This is a genomic window from Streptomyces sp. CA-250714, from assembly GCF_050936705.1.
Lineage (GTDB): Bacteria > Actinomycetota > Actinomycetes > Streptomycetales > Streptomycetaceae > Streptomyces.
The window spans coordinates 620677-635893 of the sequence record NZ_JBNJMI010000002.1 but is presented as its reverse complement, the minus strand read 5'-3'; the positions used below and the strand labels follow the sequence as shown (position 1 = coordinate 635893).

12 protein-coding genes are annotated in these 15217 nt (G+C 71.4%); 6 read left to right on the top strand and 6 right to left on the bottom strand.

Annotated features, from left to right (window positions below; genetic code table 11):
* Window positions 1-278: 278 nt before the first annotated feature.
* Window positions 279-1187, top strand: a complete 909-nt coding sequence (locus ACQEU8_RS21715; protein WP_433103572.1) for a phosphatidylinositol-specific phospholipase C — start codon at window positions 279-281, stop codon at window positions 1185-1187.
* A 63-nt stretch (window positions 1188-1250) separates the two neighbouring features.
* Here ACQEU8_RS21715 and ACQEU8_RS21710 read toward each other — a convergent pair whose 3' ends face one another.
* A complete protein-coding gene (locus ACQEU8_RS21710; RefSeq protein WP_433103570.1) occupies window positions 1251-1829 on the bottom strand; it encodes a helix-turn-helix domain-containing protein in 579 nt (192 codons plus the stop codon).
* A gap of 80 nt (window positions 1830-1909) precedes the next feature.
* Between ACQEU8_RS21710 and ACQEU8_RS21705 the strand changes: the two genes are divergently transcribed.
* Complete coding sequence (locus tag ACQEU8_RS21705; protein WP_433108627.1) at window positions 1910-2983, top strand: NAD(P)/FAD-dependent oxidoreductase; 1074 nt, start codon at window positions 1910-1912, stop codon at window positions 2981-2983.
* A gap of 51 nt (window positions 2984-3034) precedes the next feature.
* Window positions 3035-3571 carry a DUF488 domain-containing protein gene (locus ACQEU8_RS21700; protein WP_433103568.1) on the top strand — a complete coding sequence of 179 codons (537 nt, stop codon included), beginning with the start codon at window positions 3035-3037 and terminating at the stop codon, window positions 3569-3571.
* A 55-nt stretch (window positions 3572-3626) separates the two neighbouring features.
* Here the strand turns inward: ACQEU8_RS21700 and ACQEU8_RS21695 are convergent, their stop codons facing one another.
* The 4 genes from ACQEU8_RS21695 to ACQEU8_RS21680 form a co-directional block, all read right to left on the bottom strand.
* Window positions 3627-5087 (bottom strand): GH1 family beta-glucosidase, encoded by a 1461-nt coding sequence (locus ACQEU8_RS21695; protein WP_433103566.1) that lies wholly within the window; start codon window positions 5085-5087, stop codon window positions 3627-3629.
* 176 nt (window positions 5088-5263) lie between these two features.
* Window positions 5264-6214 (bottom strand): carbohydrate ABC transporter permease, encoded by a 951-nt coding sequence (locus tag ACQEU8_RS21690; RefSeq protein ID WP_433103564.1) that lies wholly within the window; start codon window positions 6212-6214, stop codon window positions 5264-5266.
* 12 nt (window positions 6215-6226) lie between these two features.
* The gene (locus tag ACQEU8_RS21685) at window positions 6227-7219 is read right to left on the bottom strand and encodes a carbohydrate ABC transporter permease (protein ID WP_433103562.1); all 993 of its coding nucleotides are present in this window, start codon (window positions 7217-7219) and stop codon (window positions 6227-6229) included.
* The gene (locus ACQEU8_RS21680; RefSeq protein ID WP_433103560.1) at window positions 7200-8528 is read right to left on the bottom strand and encodes an ABC transporter substrate-binding protein; all 1329 of its coding nucleotides are present in this window, start codon (window positions 8526-8528) and stop codon (window positions 7200-7202) included. The genes ACQEU8_RS21685 and ACQEU8_RS21680 overlap by 20 nt, the downstream gene beginning before the upstream one ends.
* 270 nt (window positions 8529-8798) lie before the next feature.
* Here ACQEU8_RS21680 and ACQEU8_RS21675 point away from each other — a divergent pair, with 270 nt between their 5' ends.
* The 3 genes from ACQEU8_RS21675 (at window position 8799) to ACQEU8_RS21665 (ending at window position 11939) form a co-directional block, all read left to right on the top strand.
* On the top strand, window positions 8799-9899 hold the full coding sequence (locus ACQEU8_RS21675) for a LacI family DNA-binding transcriptional regulator (RefSeq protein ID WP_433103558.1): 1101 nt from the start codon (window positions 8799-8801) through the stop codon (window positions 9897-9899).
* A gap of 220 nt (window positions 9900-10119) precedes the next feature.
* Window positions 10120-11154 carry an ATP-binding cassette domain-containing protein gene (locus tag ACQEU8_RS21670; protein ID WP_433103556.1) on the top strand — a complete coding sequence of 345 codons (1035 nt, stop codon included), beginning with the start codon at window positions 10120-10122 and terminating at the stop codon, window positions 11152-11154.
* The gene (locus ACQEU8_RS21665; protein ID WP_433103554.1) at window positions 11151-11939 is read left to right on the top strand and encodes an ABC transporter permease; all 789 of its coding nucleotides are present in this window, start codon (window positions 11151-11153) and stop codon (window positions 11937-11939) included. The genes ACQEU8_RS21670 and ACQEU8_RS21665 overlap by 4 nt, the downstream gene beginning before the upstream one ends.
* Before the next feature lie 9 nt (window positions 11940-11948).
* On the opposite strand, the gene ACQEU8_RS21660 is transcribed toward ACQEU8_RS21665, so the two are convergent.
* A complete protein-coding gene (locus ACQEU8_RS21660) occupies window positions 11949-15158 on the bottom strand; it encodes an ATP-binding protein (RefSeq protein ID WP_433103552.1) in 3210 nt (1069 codons plus the stop codon).
* Between the last annotated feature and the right edge of the window lie 59 nt (window positions 15159-15217).

Here is a 15217-nt window from a genome sequence, read left to right as displayed (position 1 = left end):
CGCCGATCGTACGGGGGAAACCGGCGGCGCCCGGTCAGGCGCCCCGGCTCGCTCGGCCGGGCACCCCGCGCGCTCGGGCGGGCACATCCGCGGGCTCGGCCGGGCACCTCCGCGCGCTCGGGCGGGCGCATGGTCGGGACAGCGCGGGCCGGATGTCGTGAGCCCGTCACAGCGAAACCGTCGTCACGTCACCACATCCCTCGCACCCTTCCCCCGCGTCACGCCGTGAACCATGATGTCCGCGGACATCGGCCCAGGAGTACGGGGGGAGTTCGGACGTGGACAGGCGGGGGTTCTTGAGGGGAGCGGCGGTGCTTCCGGCGGCGGGGGCGCTTGCGCTCGCCGGCGGCGGTGGGGTGGCAGCGGCGCGGGACGGTGGGCGCGCCCGTGCCCGTAGGCGGCTCGCGCCGCAGGACTGGATGGCGGCGCTGGGTGCTTCGACCCCGCTGCGCTCGTTGACGATTCCCGGCAGCCACGACTCCGGGGCGCGGTTCGGCGGGGCCTGGGTGGAGTGCCAGGACACCCTGATAGCCGACCAGTTGACTGCCGGGATCCGGTTCCTGGACGTCCGCTGCCGGGCCATCGACGGGGTGTTCGCCATCCACCACGGGGCGTTCTTCCAGCACCTGATGTTCGGCGATGTGCTGATCGCCTGCCGCGACTTCCTCGCCGCGCACCCGGGTGAGACGGTGCTGATGCGGGTGAAGCAGGAGTACTCGACGGTCGGCGACGAGGAGTTCCGGCGGATCTTCGACACGTACCTGGACGAGAAGGGCTGGCGTTCCCTCTTCCGGCTCGACGGCACGCTGCCGACGCTCGGTGAGGCGCGGGGCAAGGTCATGCTGCTCGCCGACAACGGCGGGCTGCCGGGGGTCCGTTGGACGGACACCGGGATCTTCGACATCCAGGACGACTACCAGGCCGAGCCGTTCGCGAAGTACCCGAAGATCACGGAGCAGTTCCGCGAGGCGGCGTCCCGACCCGGCCCGTTTTACATCAACTTCGTGTCCACGGCCGCCGGGCTGCCGCCCGTCTGGAACGCGGACCGTCTCAACCCGCAGGTGCGGGACTTCCTCAACGGCTCCGAGATGGCCGGGCGGACGGGCCTCGGCATCGTTCCGATGGACTTCCCCCAGGCGGAGCCGGGCCTCATCGAAGCCGTCCTGAAGCACAACCCCGTGAGCTGACCGTCCCCCGCGTGCCGTGGGGAGCAGCCCGCGTGTCGGGTACGCGGGATGTCCCGGCAAGCCCTACTTGGGGCGGGCTCGGAGGTGGGCGCGTTCGCCCTGACGGCCGAACAGGCTGAGGATCTCGACCGGTTGGGCACCGGCGGCGCCGAACCAGTGCGGTACGCGGGTGTCGAACTCGGCTGCCTCGCCGGGCGAGAGCTCCAGATCGTGCTCGCCGAGAACGAGCCGCAGCCGACCGTCGAGTACGTAGATCCAGTCGTATCCGTCGTGGGTCTGCGGCTCGGGTTCCCGCGGGGAGTCGCCGGGTGGGATGACGAGTTTGTACGCCTGGATGCCGCCGGGCCTGCGGCTCAGGGGCAGCAGGGTCATGCCGTACGCGGTGACCGGACGCAGGTGGATGCGGGGGTCGCCGGTCGGCGGGGCGTCGACGAGTTCGTCGAGCGTGACGCCGTGCGCCTTCGCCAGCGGGAGCAGCAGTTCGAGGGTCGGGCGGCGGGAGCCGGACTCCAGCCGGGAGAGGGTGCTCACCGAGATTCCGGTTGCCGCCGACAGCTCCGCGAGCGTCGTCTCGCGCTGCCGCCGCAGTGCGCGGAGTCGTGGTCCGACCGCGTCGAGTGCTTGATCAAGGTCGTCGTCCATGCCTTCAGGTTGCCAGATCGGCAACAGGATTTGCCGCTCGCCTCGGTAGGTCCGCATGGTCGTCGGCGGAGGTGGTCATGATGACCGAGCAGCTGAGGGACGGCTATGACGTGGTGGTGGTCGGCGGTGGCGCCGCCGGACTGAACGGGGCGCTGATGCTGGCCAGGGCCCGGCGGTCGGTGGTGGTGATCGACGCCGGCGATCCGCGCAACGCCCCGGCCGAGGGCGTGCACGGGCTGCTGGGCCACGACGGCATCCCCCCGGCCCGGCTGCTGGAACGCGGCCGGGCGGAAGTTCGCCGTTACGGCGGTCAGATCGTGCCCGGCAGGGTGGCGAGGGTGATCCGCGAGCAGGCAGGGGCTCCCGCGGCGCATGAGCAGCCTGTGCCCACTCCGGCCCGCGAGGAGGACGGGTTCGTCGTGGCGCTGGCCGACGGGCGGACCGTACGGGCGCGGCGTCTGCTGGTGGCCGCCGGGGTGGTGGACGAGCTGCCGCGGGTGCCGGGGCTGCGGGAGCGCTGGGGCCGCGATGTGCTGCACTGCCCGTACTGCCACGGCTGGGAGGTCAGGGACCGGGCCGTCGGTGTGCTGGCCAGTGGACCGATGACGGTGCACCAGGCGCTGCTGTTCCGCCAGTGGAGCGCCGATGTCACGGTCTTCTCCCACACCATGCCGGCACCGGCCGGTGCGGAGGCGGAGCAGCTGGCCGCTCGCGGGATCCGGGTGGTCGACGGTGAGGTGGCGGCGCTGGAGATCGTGGCGGACCGGCTGGCGGGGGTACGGCTCGCCGACGGCACCCTGGTCAGCCGCGAGGTACTGGTCGTCGCGCCCCGGATGACGGCACGCGCCGCCTTCCTGGCCCCGCTGGGGCTGCGCCCGGTGGAACACCCGATGGGGGTCGGCGAGCACCTTGCCGCCGACCCCACCGGCCGTACCGATGTGCCCGGCGTCTGGGTCGCGGGGAACGTCACCGAGCTCGCGGCGCAGGTCGGCAACGCGGCAGCGGCAGGAGCCGTCGCCGCGACACAGATCAACGCCGATCTCGTCGCCGAGGAGACCCGCCAGGCGGTCGCCGCCCATCGGGACCCGTTCTCGGCCGTGACCGAAGCAGGTGTCAGCGCGCTGGTGACGGGACAACGCAGCCACGGTCTGTGAAGCACACGGCCCGGCCCGGCGGAGTGGCCGGGCCGGTGTCATCCTGGGCGGGTGGAGAGCGTGCAGCCGCTGCTGACCCTCGGCCACGGCACGGCCGGACGCGAGGAGCTGGCCCGGCTGCTGCACGGCGCCGAGGTGCGGTCCGTCGTGGACGTACGGAGCGCACCGGGCAGTCGGCACAACCCCGACGCGCGCCGGGAAGCACTCCGCGTATGGCTGCCCGAGCAGGGCGTCGGCTACCGCTGGGAAAAGCGGCTCGGTGGCTTCCGGCAGGCCGCGCCGGACGCCCCCGACACCTACTGGCGCAACGCCTCCTTCCGCGGCTACGCCGGGCACACCCGAAGCCCCGACTTCCTCGCCGCCATGGACGAGTTGCTGCGCGAGGCCGCCGGCACCCGTACGGCCGTGCTGTGCGGGGAGTCGGTGTGGTGGCGCTGCCACCGGCGGATCATCGCCGACTTCGCCGTACTCGCCCGGGGCCGGCCCGTGCTGCACCTCACCCACGACGGCCGCCTCACCGAACACCCACCCACCCCGGGCGCCCGGCTGCGGGAGGACGGACTGCTCGTCTACGACGGAGAGCAGTAGCCGTTCCTCATACGACGGAGCGCTGTAGCCGTTCCGGCGAGGCCCGGCGTCCGGCTCACTCCGGCGGCAGCTCCCCGGTGCGGGCGATACGGGCGTACCAGGATGCGCTGGATTTCGGGGTGCGCCGCTGGGTCGCGTAGTCGACGTGCACCAGGCCGAAGCGCTTGTCGTAGCCCCATGCCCACTCGAAGTTGTCCAGCAGCGACCACAGGAAGTAGCCCCGCACATCGGCGCCTTCCTGGATGGCCTGGTGCACGGCTTGCAGATGGCGGTGGACGTATGCGATGCGTTCGGGGTCGTGGAACCGTCCGTCGGCGTCCGGTGCGTCGGGGTAGGAGGCGCCGTTCTCGGTCACGTAGAGCGGCGTTCCGGGGGCCTCGCGATGGAAGCGGAGGAGCAGTTCGGTCAGGCCGCTCGGGTCGATGCTCCACCCCATGGCCGTCCGGTCGCCGGGTGGCTGGTGGAAGGCGACGCGGTCCGCACCCGGCCAGGGCGAGTGCGCACCGCCGCCGTGCCCGTCGTTGCGCTCGGGCTCGGTGCCGTCCGGGGCGGCCGAGACCACTGTCGGGGTGTAGTAGTTCAGACAGACGCCGTCGAGCGGCTGATGGGCGAGGGCCGGGTCGCCGTCCCGTACGAAGGACCAGTCGGTGAGCCCGGCGGTGTCGGCCAGCAGGTCCTCGTCGTATCTGCCGTGCAGCATGGGCCCGGTGAAGACGCGGGTGGCCAGCGCGTCGATACGGCGGGCCGCGTCCTGGTCGGCCGGCGCCTCGGTACGGGGGCGTACGGCGGCCGGGTTGAGGCTGACGCTGATCCGGGCACTTTCGGGGAGGGCAGCGCGCAGCGTCTGGGTGGCCAGGCCGTGGCTCAGGTTGAGGTGATGCGCCGCGCGCAGCGCCGCCACGGGGTCGGTACGCCCGGGCGCGTGCACCCCGGAGCCGTAGCCGAGAAAGGCGCTGCACCAGGGCTCGTTGAGGGTGGTCCACAGATCGACGCGGTCGCCCAGCGCATCGGCGACGATTGCCGCGTACTCCGCGAAGCGGTACGCGGTCTCGCGCTCCGGCCAGCCTCCGGCGTCCTCCAGCTCCTGGGGCAGGTCCCAGTGGTAGAGGGTGAGGAGCGGGGTGATTCCGGCGGCGAGGAGTTCATCGGTCAGCGCGCGGTAGAAGTCGAGCCCGCGCTGCGCGGCGGGGCCGCGTCCGGTCGGCTGGATCCGGGGCCAGGCCACCGAGAAACGATAGGCGCCCAGGCCCAGTTCGGCCATCAGCGCCACATCGTCCCGGTAGCGGTGGTAGTGGTCGCAGGCCACATCCCCGGTGTCGCCACCGGCCACCTTGCCCGGAGTGTGGGAGAAGGTGTCCCAGATGGACGGGGCGCGACCGTCCTCCCGTACCGCGCCCTCGATCTGGTACGCGGCGGTGGAGGCGCCCCACAGGAAGCCGGCGGGGAAGCGGACAGGTGCGGCGGTCTCGGCGGTCTCGGCGGTGGTCACCGCGGTGTCGGCGGGGACGGATGTCATAGGAGCGCTCCCATGGTGTGCGGGCACAGCTGCGCCCTGGCTCGTCTTGGTGCTCGGGGAGGAGGGGGAGGGTGAAGGGGGAGGGGAGCCGTGAGGGAGGTCGCCCCACACGGCCTCCCGCACGGCTCCGTACCGCGCGGCGCCGGGTCCCACGCCCCGGACCGCACGGAATCTGCTCAGCCCTTGACGGCTCCCTGCATGACGCCGCCGACGATCTGCTTGCCGAACAGGGCGAAGGCGAGCAGCAACGGCAGGGTGCCCAGCAGGGCGCCGGCCATGATGACGGACTCGTCGGGGATGTAGCCGCGGCCGAGTCCGGTCAGGGCGACCTGGACGGTGGGGTTGTCCTGGGTGAGCGCGATGATCGGCCAGAAGAACTCGTTCCAGGCCAGCACGAACGTCAGCATGCCCAGCACGGCCATCGCGGGCCGGGCCACGGGGAAGACGACGTGCCATACGATCCGCAGGCTGTGCGCGCCGTCCACGCGTGCGGCCTCGATCAGCTCCGTCGGCAGCGCGTTGACCAGGTACTGCCGCATGAAGAAGACGCCGAACGCGTTGACCATCATCGGCAGGATCACCGCCTGGAGCTGGTTGGTCCACTCCAGTTCGGCGATTGCCATGAACAGCGGTACGACGCTGAGCTGCGGCGGCACCATCATCGTGCCGATCACCATCATCAGCAGCGCGTTCTTGGCGCGGAAACGGAGCTTCGCGAAGGCGTACCCGGCGAGTGTGGCGAACAGTACGGTGCTCAGCGCGATGCTGCCGGCCACGAACGTGGTGTTGAGCAGCGCCTTGCCCATGTTCGCGTCCTGCCACGCGGTGGTCATGTTGCTGAACAGGTTGCCGCCGAACCAGAACGGCGGCGGGGTCTCCGCCAGCCGCTGGTTGTTCCGGGAGGCGGCGATGGCCGTCCAGAGCAACGGGAAGAGCGATCCAGCCGTGAACAGCAGCAGGACGCCGTAGGTGAAGCGTCCCGCGTGCAGCTGCCGGCCGGCGCTGCCGGCTTTCCTGGTGGCTCTGCGGGGAGCCGGCCCGCCGCCCGTCACGGCAGTCGTCCCTGCGGTGCCGGTGGCCTTCCCCGCAGTCGTACGGGTGCGGCGCTGGGCCGTGGTTGGCAGCATGTCCCGCCCCCTTCAGTGGGTCTTGGTGAGACGTCGGGCGATCAGCCAGTTGACCAGGCCGATCACGATGAGGATCAGGAACATCGTCCAGGCGATGGCGGAGGCCCGGCCGAGCTGGAAGTCGAACCAGCCCTGTTCGTACAGATACAGCCCCAGCGTCTGGTACTGGTGCGAGCCGCCGCCGGTCTGCGAACCGCCGAACAGCAGTGGCTCACCGAAGAGCTGGGTGGCGCCGATGGTGGAGACGACCACGGTGAACAGGATCGTCGGCCGCAGCGAGGGGATGGTGACGTGCAGGAACTGCTGCCAGCGGTTGGCCCCGTCCAGCGCCGCGGACTCGTACAGATCGTTCGGGACGGCCTGCATGGCGGCGAGGTAGATCAGCGCGTTGTAACCGGTCCACCGCCAGATGACGATGGACGAGACGGCCAACTGCGAGGTCCAGGTGCCGTTCTCCCAGTCGATGTGATCGATACCGACCAGCCCGAGCCCCCAGTTGATCATTCCGTAGTCGCGGCCGAACAGCATCGTGAACACCAGCGTCGCGGCGGCGACCGAGGTGGCGTACGGAGTGAGCATGGCGACGCGGAAGAACGTCGACCCGCGCAGCTTGTAGTTGAGCAGATGGGCCAGGCCCAGGGCCATCAGCAACTGCGGCACCGTCGACAGCACGCCGATGGTGAAGGTGTTCTGGAGGGCGTTCCAGAAGAAGTCGTCCTCCAGCAGCCGGGAGAAGTTGCGCAGACCGACCCACTCCATCCGCGTGGGGTCGTGCAGCGAAACCCGGTGCAGCGAGGCCCAGCCCGTGTACAGCAGCGGGAAGAGGCCGAAGGCGGCGAAGAAGACGAAGAACGGTGCGATGAAGGCGTAGGGGCTCCACCGGGCGTCCCACCGGTGCCGGCGGCGGCCGCGGCGCTCCTCGGGGCGCTCGCGGTCGCCGTCCGCCGGCACGGGGCGCCCGGCTGCCCGGACGCGGGGGAGTGGCTCAGTCCTCGACGACGTCATCGATCTTCTTCACCGCGGCGTTCCAGCCCTCCTCGGGGTTCTTGCCCTGCTGTTCCACCTGGAGGATGCCGATGTCGGAGATGGTCGTCTTGATCACTTGGTCCTTCGGACCGAGCGGGATGGTCGGAATGCCCTCGGCGGCCTCGGAGAAGATCGTGCCGATCGGCGCCTTGTCGAAGTACGGGTGCTCGGCGCCCTTGACCTCGGGCAGCGCGTAGGCGGTCTGCGAGCTGGGGAAGCTGGCCTGCTTCTCGAACAGTTTGGCCTGCTGCTTCGGCGCGGTGAGCCACTTGGCGAGCTTGACCGCTTCCTTCTCGTTCTTGCCGCCCTTGGGAACGGTCAGGAACGAGCCGCCCCAGTTGGCGGGCTTCGGCGCGGCCGCCACGTCCCACTTGCCCGCGCCCTTGTCGCCGGCCTTCTCCTTGATGTAGCCGAGCATCCAGGGCGGACAGATGACGCTGGCGAAGTCGCCGTTGGCGTAGGCCTGGTCCCACTCCTTGTCGAACTGCTTGAGCTTGCCGGTCATCTTGCCCTCGACGGCGCGCATGGCCAGGTCCCAGGACTCACGGACGGCCTTGCTCTTCTTGTAGATGAGCTTGCCGTCGGCGTTGTAGTACTTGACGGGGTAGCTGGAGACGGCCCCGTTGTAGAGACCGGCGGCGCCGTCGGTGAACGCGGTGCCCTTGGGCGCGGACTTCATGTACTTCTCGCCGGCCTCGACGTACTTGTCCCAGTCGCCCGCCCAGAGCTTGCCGACCTGGTCCCGGTCGGTGGGCAGCCCGGCCTTCTCGAACAGGTCCTTGCGGTAGCAGACGCCCATCGGGCCGATGTCCGTGCCCAGGCCGACGACCTGGCCGTTCTCGGCCTTGGCCTGGTTCCACTTCCAGTCCAGCCAGTCGGACTTGCGCACTCCGTCGACCTTGGCCATGTCGACGAGCTTGTCCGAGTGCAGCCCGGCGACCTCGTTGATGTTGTCGACCTCGACGGCCTGGATGTCGCTCAGTCCGCTGTTGGCGGACAAGTGGTTCAGCAGGGCCGGGTAGTAGTCCTCGTTGCGCTCCGTCGAGTTCTCCTTGATCCGGATGTTGGGATGGAGCTTCTCGTACTCGTCGTAGAGGCCGGCCTGTTTGTAGCCGAAGACGCCGAACACCCCCACCGAGATGGTGGTCTTGCCGTCGCCGCTGTCGGAGCCGCCGCTGTCCTCGGCGCATCCGGCGAGTAAGCCCGCCCCCAGTACGGCCGCGAGGCCGTAGGTGACGGGCCGGCTGCGGAGTGGCTGCCGCAGGGTTCTCTTCCTGGTCGTACGCATGGCTGTGCCGTCCCTCCCGGACCCGCGTCAAGCAGGAAGCAGCCCCCGACACCATGGAGCGTGGGCGTGGGAGCGCTCCCATCGATGCGTTGCAGCATGCGCGAGGTAACGCTCCGCGTCAAGAGATACGCCGAGGGAGCGCTCCCGGAGCTGATCCGGTGCCGATGTAGTTCAATGGGCCCGGCAGCGACAACGACTCGCGCCCGTCAGCGCCCGTCAGGGCGGGGGAACAGCGCCCACCAGGGCAGGGGAGAGCAGGAGGACGCGTCCATGCCAGCAGCCCGCGCGGAAGGCGCCGGGAAGTCCGGGCCGGCGAAGTCCGGACCGACCCTGGAACAGGTCGCCGCACGTGCGGGCGTCGGCCGGGGAACGGCCTCCCGGGTCATCAACGGCTCCCCGCGGGTCAGTGAGCGCACCCGGGCCGCGGTCCAGGCCGCCGTGGCCGAACTGGGCTACGTCCCCAACCGGGCCGCCCGGGCACTGGCCGCCGGAAGCATGGACGCCATCGCCCTCGTCGTACCCGAACAGGAGAACCGGCTGTTCGCCGAGCCCTACTTCTCCGAGATCCTGCGCGGAGTGAGCACCGAGCTCGGCGACACGGACATGCAGCTGCTGCTGACCCTCATCCGCGACCAGCGGGGGCGCGAACGCTTCGCGCAGTACGCCGCGGCCCACCGCGTGGACGGCGTACTGCTGGTGTCGGTGCACGCCGACGACCCGCTGCCCGATCTGCTGCGGGACGTGGGTATGCCCGCGGTGCTCAGCGGCCGCCGCTCGCACGCCGAGCAACTGCCCTACGTCGACTCGGACAATCTGCTCGGCGCCCAGATCGCCGTCGAGCACCTGATCGGGCGAGGGCGGCGGAAGGTCGCCACCATCACCGGACCGCTGGACATGTACGCGTCCCGCTGCCGGCTCGACGGCTACCAGGAAGCGCTCCGCGCGGCCGGAAAGGAGGGTTCCGCAGCTGAGGAACGCCTCGTCGCGCAGGGCGACTTCACCGAAGAAGGCGGACACCGCGCCATGCGCGAACTGCTGGAGCGGGACCCGGAGGTGGACGCGGTCTTCTGCGCCTCGGACGTGATGGCCGCCGGTGCCCGGCTGGCGCTGCGCGAGGCCGGGCGGGACGTGCCGGGGGACGTGGCCCTCGTCGGGTTCGACGACTCGGCCGTCGCCCGGCACATGGACCCGCCGCTGACGACCGTACGGCAGCCGATCGAGGAGATGGGGCGCGCCATGGTCCGGATGCTGCTGGACCTGATGGCCCGCGACCAGGAGCACACCCGGCACCGTTCCGGTGGCCGGGACGGTACGGACGGGCAGCCCACGCTGGTGCTCCGTACGGAACTGATCCGGCGCGGTTCCTCCTGATCCGGGGGCGCGGGTCCTGCCGATCCAGTACACGGGTCCTGCTGATCCGGTGCGCGGCTTTTGCTGATCCGGCGCGCGGCGGCGAACGCCCGCCCCCGCGTTGGTGACGGCCCGCGTGACCGCCGCGCACGCGGGCCGGTTTCAGCCCGTCCGGGCAGCCGGTCCGGGCTGAAACCGGGGTGAAGCCGTGCTGAAGCCGGCTCCGCGCACGATTCGGGGCATGACGACGACACACACAACGCAGGCCCCCTGGGCGATCGCGGTCACCGGACTGCGGAAGGCGTACGGCGACAAGACGGTGCTGGACGGCATCGACCTGCAGGTTCCGGAGGGCAGCGTCTTCTCGCTGCTCGGCCCGAACGGTGCGGGCAAGACGACCGCCGTGAAGATCCTCTCCACCCTGATCACACCGGACGCCGGAGACATCCGCGTCGGCGGCCACGAACTCGCCCGCGAGCCGGACCTGATCCGCGCCGCGATCGGTGTCACAGGGCAGTTCTCCGCCGTGGACAACGTGATCACGGCCGAGGAGAACATGCTGCTGATGGCCGATCTGCACCACCTCGGCCGCCGCGAAGGCCGCCGGGTCGCCGCCGACCTGCTGGAGCGCTTCGATCTGGCGGATGTGGCGAAGAAGCCCGCCGCCACCTTCTCCGGCGGTATGCGCCGCCGCCTCGACATCGCCATGACGCTGGTCGGCAACCCGCGGATCATCTTCCTCGACGAGCCGACCACCGGCCTGGACCCGCGCAGCCGCCACAACATGTGGCGGATCATCCGCGAACTCGTCTCCGGCGGCGTCACCGTCTTCCTCACCACGCAGTACCTCGAGGAAGCCGACCAACTCGCCGACCGTATCGCCGTGCTGAGCGACGGCCGGATCGCGGCCCAGGGCACCCCGGAGGAGCTCAAGCGGCTGATCCCCGGCGGGCATGTGCGGCTGCGCTTCGACGCACCGGCAGCCTACGAACACGCCGCCGAAGCCCTGCGGGTGACCACCCGGGACGACGAAGGGCTGGCCCTGCAGATCCCCAGCGACGGCACCCAGCGGGAACTGCGCGCCATCCTCGACTGGCTGGACTCCGCGGGCATCCAGGCCGACGAGCTGACCGTGCACACGCCCGATCTGGACGACGTGTTCTTCGCCGTCACCGACCGGACCCACGAACACGGCTCCCGGCCCGGCACCGACAACTCCGCCCACAGCGCTGCTCGTACCGCTCGTACCGACGCCCAGGAAGAGACCCTGCGATGACCTCCCTGCCCCTCGCCACCCGCGACAACCTGATCATGCTGCGCCGCAACCTGCTGCACGCGCGCCGCTATCCCTCGCTGACGCTCAACGTCCTGCTGACGCCGGTGCTGATGCTGCTGTTGTTCGTCTACGTCTTCGGCGACGCGATGAGCACCGGCATCGTCGGATCCGGCGCGCACCGCACCGACTACGTCGACTACCTCACCCCGGGGATCCTGCTGATGACCGTCGGCTCGGTGGCCATCGGCACGGCGGTGTCGGTGTGCACCGATATGACCGAGGGCATCATCGCCCGCTTCCGCACCATGGCCATCTCCCGCGCCTCCGTGCTCATCGGGCACGTCCTCAGCAGCGTGCTCCAGGTGCTGCTGGCACTCGTCCTGGTGGTCGGCATCGCGCTGGCCATCGGGTTCCGTACCGACGCCACCGCCCTCGAATGGCTCGCCGCCGCAGGCCTGTTGGCCCTGATCGGTCTCGCACTGACCTGGGTGTCCGTCGGTATCGGCCTGGCCAGTCCCAACCCGGAGGCGGCCAGCAACGCCGGTCTGCCGATGATGCTGCTGCCCTTCATCTCCAGCGCCTTCGTACCGGTGGAATCGATGCCGGCCGGTATCCGGTGGATCGCGGAGTACCAGCCCTTCACCGTAGGCATCGAGACGCTGCGCGGACTGCTGCTGGGCACCGGGATCGGTCACAACGGATGGCTGGCGGTGGCCTGGTGCCTGGGGCTCAGCGTGCTCGGCTACCTCTGGTCGAAGAAGCTGTTCACCCGGGACCCGCGCTAGCGTGCCCCGTCACCGGACCGCCGCCAGGACGGCGGCCCGCAACTCCGCCGGCCCCAGGGCGGCGTACTCCGCGACGGCAGCGGCGTACGCCGCCCCGTCGGCTTGTTCGGCGGCCTGCCGGGAGCGGGCGGAGGACATCGTGGGATGGAAGTCCCGCAGCACCCGCAGCCGTTCGGCCAGTGCCACGAGCCGCACGGCCGAGGTGTCACCACGGGCCAGGCCCGCCATGCCCAGCGCCAGCAGCACGGTGCCGTGCACGGGCAGCTCCTCCGGCGAGCCGGTCACCGCACCGGGCCGGTCGATCAGCATCCGCAGCCGCTGCCGCAGCTGGTCGACGAGGTCTTCCACCGGCTCCAGCCGGCCGTGCTGGGCATGTGCCACCACGGCGACCGATTGCAGCTCCAGCCACCACGGCTCCATGAACGGGTCGCGTCCCGGAATCGGTGAGCCGTTCCGCAGCCGGTCGACGGCCTGCCGCCACAGCCCCAGGCCGACCTCCGTCAGACCGCGGGCCAGGGCGATCTCGGCGCGCGCGCCCAGATCCGGGGTGAAGAAGTCGGGCACGTAGTACGGCTGTTCGGCCATCGCCTGCTCCAGCCAGTGCTCGGCCTCCTCGATCGCCCCGCGCTGCAGATTGGCCAGCACCAGACCCCAGCGGACGCCGATCGAGTCGGTGCCGTCGCCGAGCCGCCGCAGGGCTGTCAGTCCGGCCAGCAGATACGGGACGGCCTCCGCACCCCGCTCGGTGCGCAGGCACAGCTCGCTGATCCGGGCGTTGGTCAGGATCTGGACCGAGGGAATACCCAGCGGATCGAGCGCCGCGTGCATCCGGCGCGCGGAGACCAACGCGCGCTCCGCGTCGTGCTCGTACTCCCACAGATAGCCGGCGAGGCCCTCGGCGACGCCCACCAGCAGCGGCTCCTCACCGGCGCACAGCTCCACGAGCAGCGGCGAGGAGGTCCCCCGGATGTCGGGAACGGAGCGGAAGACCACCGTCAGCGCCCGCAACAGCGTGTCCGGCGGCGCGGGCGGCAGCCGCCGCAGGACGACCAACTGGCGTACGGCGTGCGGGCCGTATCCCATGAACAGTGTGGCCGTGGACAGCACCGCGGCGGTCCTGGTCACTTCCACGTAAGCGGGTTCCGGGCGGAAGTGGGACAGCGCGTGGCCGGTGTCGGAGATGACCGACAGCAGACGGAAGTAGTTGGTCTCCGTCGTCCCCAATGCGGTGAGCACGGCGGTGGTGGCCGCGAGCGTGGGGCCGTCGTCGCGGGCGAGCGCCTGCCGCAGCGCCAGGACGAGGTTGTCCTGCTCGGCCCGGACGCGCTGCCAGGCGGGCATCGGATCGGGGCGGAACAGCGCGTCGTGGTGTGCCAGCCCGAAGTCCCGGGCCCAGCCGAGGAACCGTTCGGTGACGGCCTCGTCCTCGCCCGCTCGGCTGCGCTGCTCGGCGCAGAACTCCCGTACCGTCTCCAGCATCGAGAACCGTACGCCCGCGGCGGTGTCGGCCGCCTTGAGCAGCGACTGGTCCGCCAACTGCTCCAGCAGGAACAGCACATCGCCACCACTGCCGTCCTCGCCCCAGAGACCGTCGCCCTTGTCCCCGAGAACGTGCTCGGCGGCCTCCCCGGTGAAGCCGCCGGGGAAGACCGACAGCGTACGCAACGCGGCCCGGCCCGCCGGCTCCAGCAGGTTCCAGCTCCACTCCACGACGGCCCGCAGGGTGCGGTGCCGCTCGGGTACGTCCCGCGCCCCGCCGCGCAGCAGCCGGAAGCGGTCGGAGAGCCGGTCGGCGATCTCCGGTACGGACAGCACCCGCACCCGGGCCGCCGCGAGCTCCACCGCCAGCGGCAGCCCGTCCAGCTGCCGGCACAGCCGTTCGACCTCGTCCGGTGGCAGCTCGACGGACGGCCGGGCCGCCCGCGCCCGCTGCCGGAACAGCTCGGCCGCCGTCGTCGGCGCAAGCTCCGGAAGCCGGAAGACCGACTCCGAGGTGAGCCCCAGCGGCGCCCGGCTGGTGGCCAGCACCCGTACGTCCCGGGCCAGCGCCAGCAGCGACCGCACGAGGGCGGCGACGCCGTCCACGACGTGCTCGCAGTTGTCGAGCACCAGCAGCGCGGGCCCGGCGCCGAGCGCGCCCGCGATCGCGGCGGCGGCCGGGTCGGCACCGCCTGCCTGAGGCCCGCCCGTCTGAGGCCCGCCTGCCGGGTGCCCGGCGCCGGAGTGCCTGGTGTCGCCGAGGCCGAGTACCGAGGCCACCTCACCCGCGACATCGCTGTCGGCGATGACGCCGGCCAGCGGTACGCAGTGCACCGTCCGCTGCTCCGCCTGCCAGGCCACGGCGTGCGCGAGCCGTGTCTTGCCGAGCCCTCCGGGACCGGTGATCGTGACGGCCCGGGACGTACGCAACAGCCCCTTCACCGCGGCTACTTCGGCATCGCGGCCCAGCAGCGGATTCGGCTCGTGCGGTATGCCCTGCCGCACCTGGGGCGCCTCGCTCTTGAGCAACTCCTGGTGTACGGCAGCCAGAGCGGCGCCGGGATCGGTCCCCAACTCCTCGCGGAGTGCGCGGCGGTAGGTCTCGTACCGGGCCAGCGCCGTGGCCGAACCCGCCGTGGCCGCCTCGGCGCGCAGCAGCTCGGCGAGCACCTCCTCGTCCCGCGGCTGCTCGGCGGCCAGCTCCGCCAACGCGCCGACGGCCTCCGCGTACCGCCCCAGCCGCGCCCGCGCCAGCGCCAGCGCGCGCGCCAGCGATCTGCGTACCGGCGCCCGCTCCGCGCGCAGCGCCGCCACCGGGTCGTACAGCCCCTCATCGGCGGCCCCGCCGTCCTCGCCCTCCCACAGCGCCAGACCCGCCTCGGCCTGCGCCAGTGCCGCGGCGTGATCCCCGGCCCTGGCCCGCTCGGCGCTCGCCGCCGCGTACCGCAGCAGCGCCGAGCTGTCGACCTGGTCGTCGGAGAGGCCCAGCCGGTAGCCGCTGGGCGTGCTGACGATGACCTCGGCGCCCAGCTGCGTCCGTGCCCTGGAGACGAGCACCTGCAACGCCTTGCCCGGCCGCTCCGGCTGCTCCAGCGGCCACAGCCCCTCCACCAGCCACCCGGTGCTGCAACCGGTACGCGGATCGGCGGCGAGCAGGGCGAGGAGTCCGCGCAGCCGGGGCGCGGTGACCTCCTGGCCGCGGTAGGCCACTCGGTCCAGGAGGGTCAGCTCGATGGTCACCTGTGCAGCGTAGTCAGCCGCTGCGGCCGGGTGCCTTCGGTACCCGGCAGGGCACCCGG

Bases quoted from the DNA above. Each gene is read 5' to 3' on its own strand.
- ACQEU8_RS21710 (WP_433103570.1), bottom strand. From the start codon at position 1,829: ATGGACGACGACCTTGATCAAGCACTCGACGCGGTCGGACCACGACTC.
- ACQEU8_RS21675 (WP_433103558.1), top strand. From the start codon at position 8,799: ATGCCAGCAGCCCGCGCGGAAGGCGCCGGGAAGTCCGGGCCGGCGAAG.
- ACQEU8_RS21670 (WP_433103556.1), top strand. From the start codon at position 10,120: ATGACGACGACACACACAACGCAGGCCCCCTGGGCGATCGCGGTCACC.
- ACQEU8_RS21685 (WP_433103562.1), bottom strand. From the start codon at position 7,219: ATGACGTCGTCGAGGACTGAGCCACTCCCCCGCGTCCGGGCAGCCGGG.
- ACQEU8_RS21705 (WP_433108627.1), top strand. From the start codon at position 1,910: ATGACCGAGCAGCTGAGGGACGGCTATGACGTGGTGGTGGTCGGCGGT.
- ACQEU8_RS21690 (WP_433103564.1), bottom strand. From the start codon at position 6,214: ATGCTGCCAACCACGGCCCAGCGCCGCACCCGTACGACTGCGGGGAAG.
- ACQEU8_RS21695 (WP_433103566.1), bottom strand. From the start codon at position 5,087: ATGACATCCGTCCCCGCCGACACCGCGGTGACCACCGCCGAGACCGCC.
- ACQEU8_RS21665 (WP_433103554.1), top strand. From the start codon at position 11,151: ATGACCTCCCTGCCCCTCGCCACCCGCGACAACCTGATCATGCTGCGC.
- ACQEU8_RS21680 (WP_433103560.1), bottom strand. From the start codon at position 8,528: ATGCGTACGACCAGGAAGAGAACCCTGCGGCAGCCACTCCGCAGCCGG.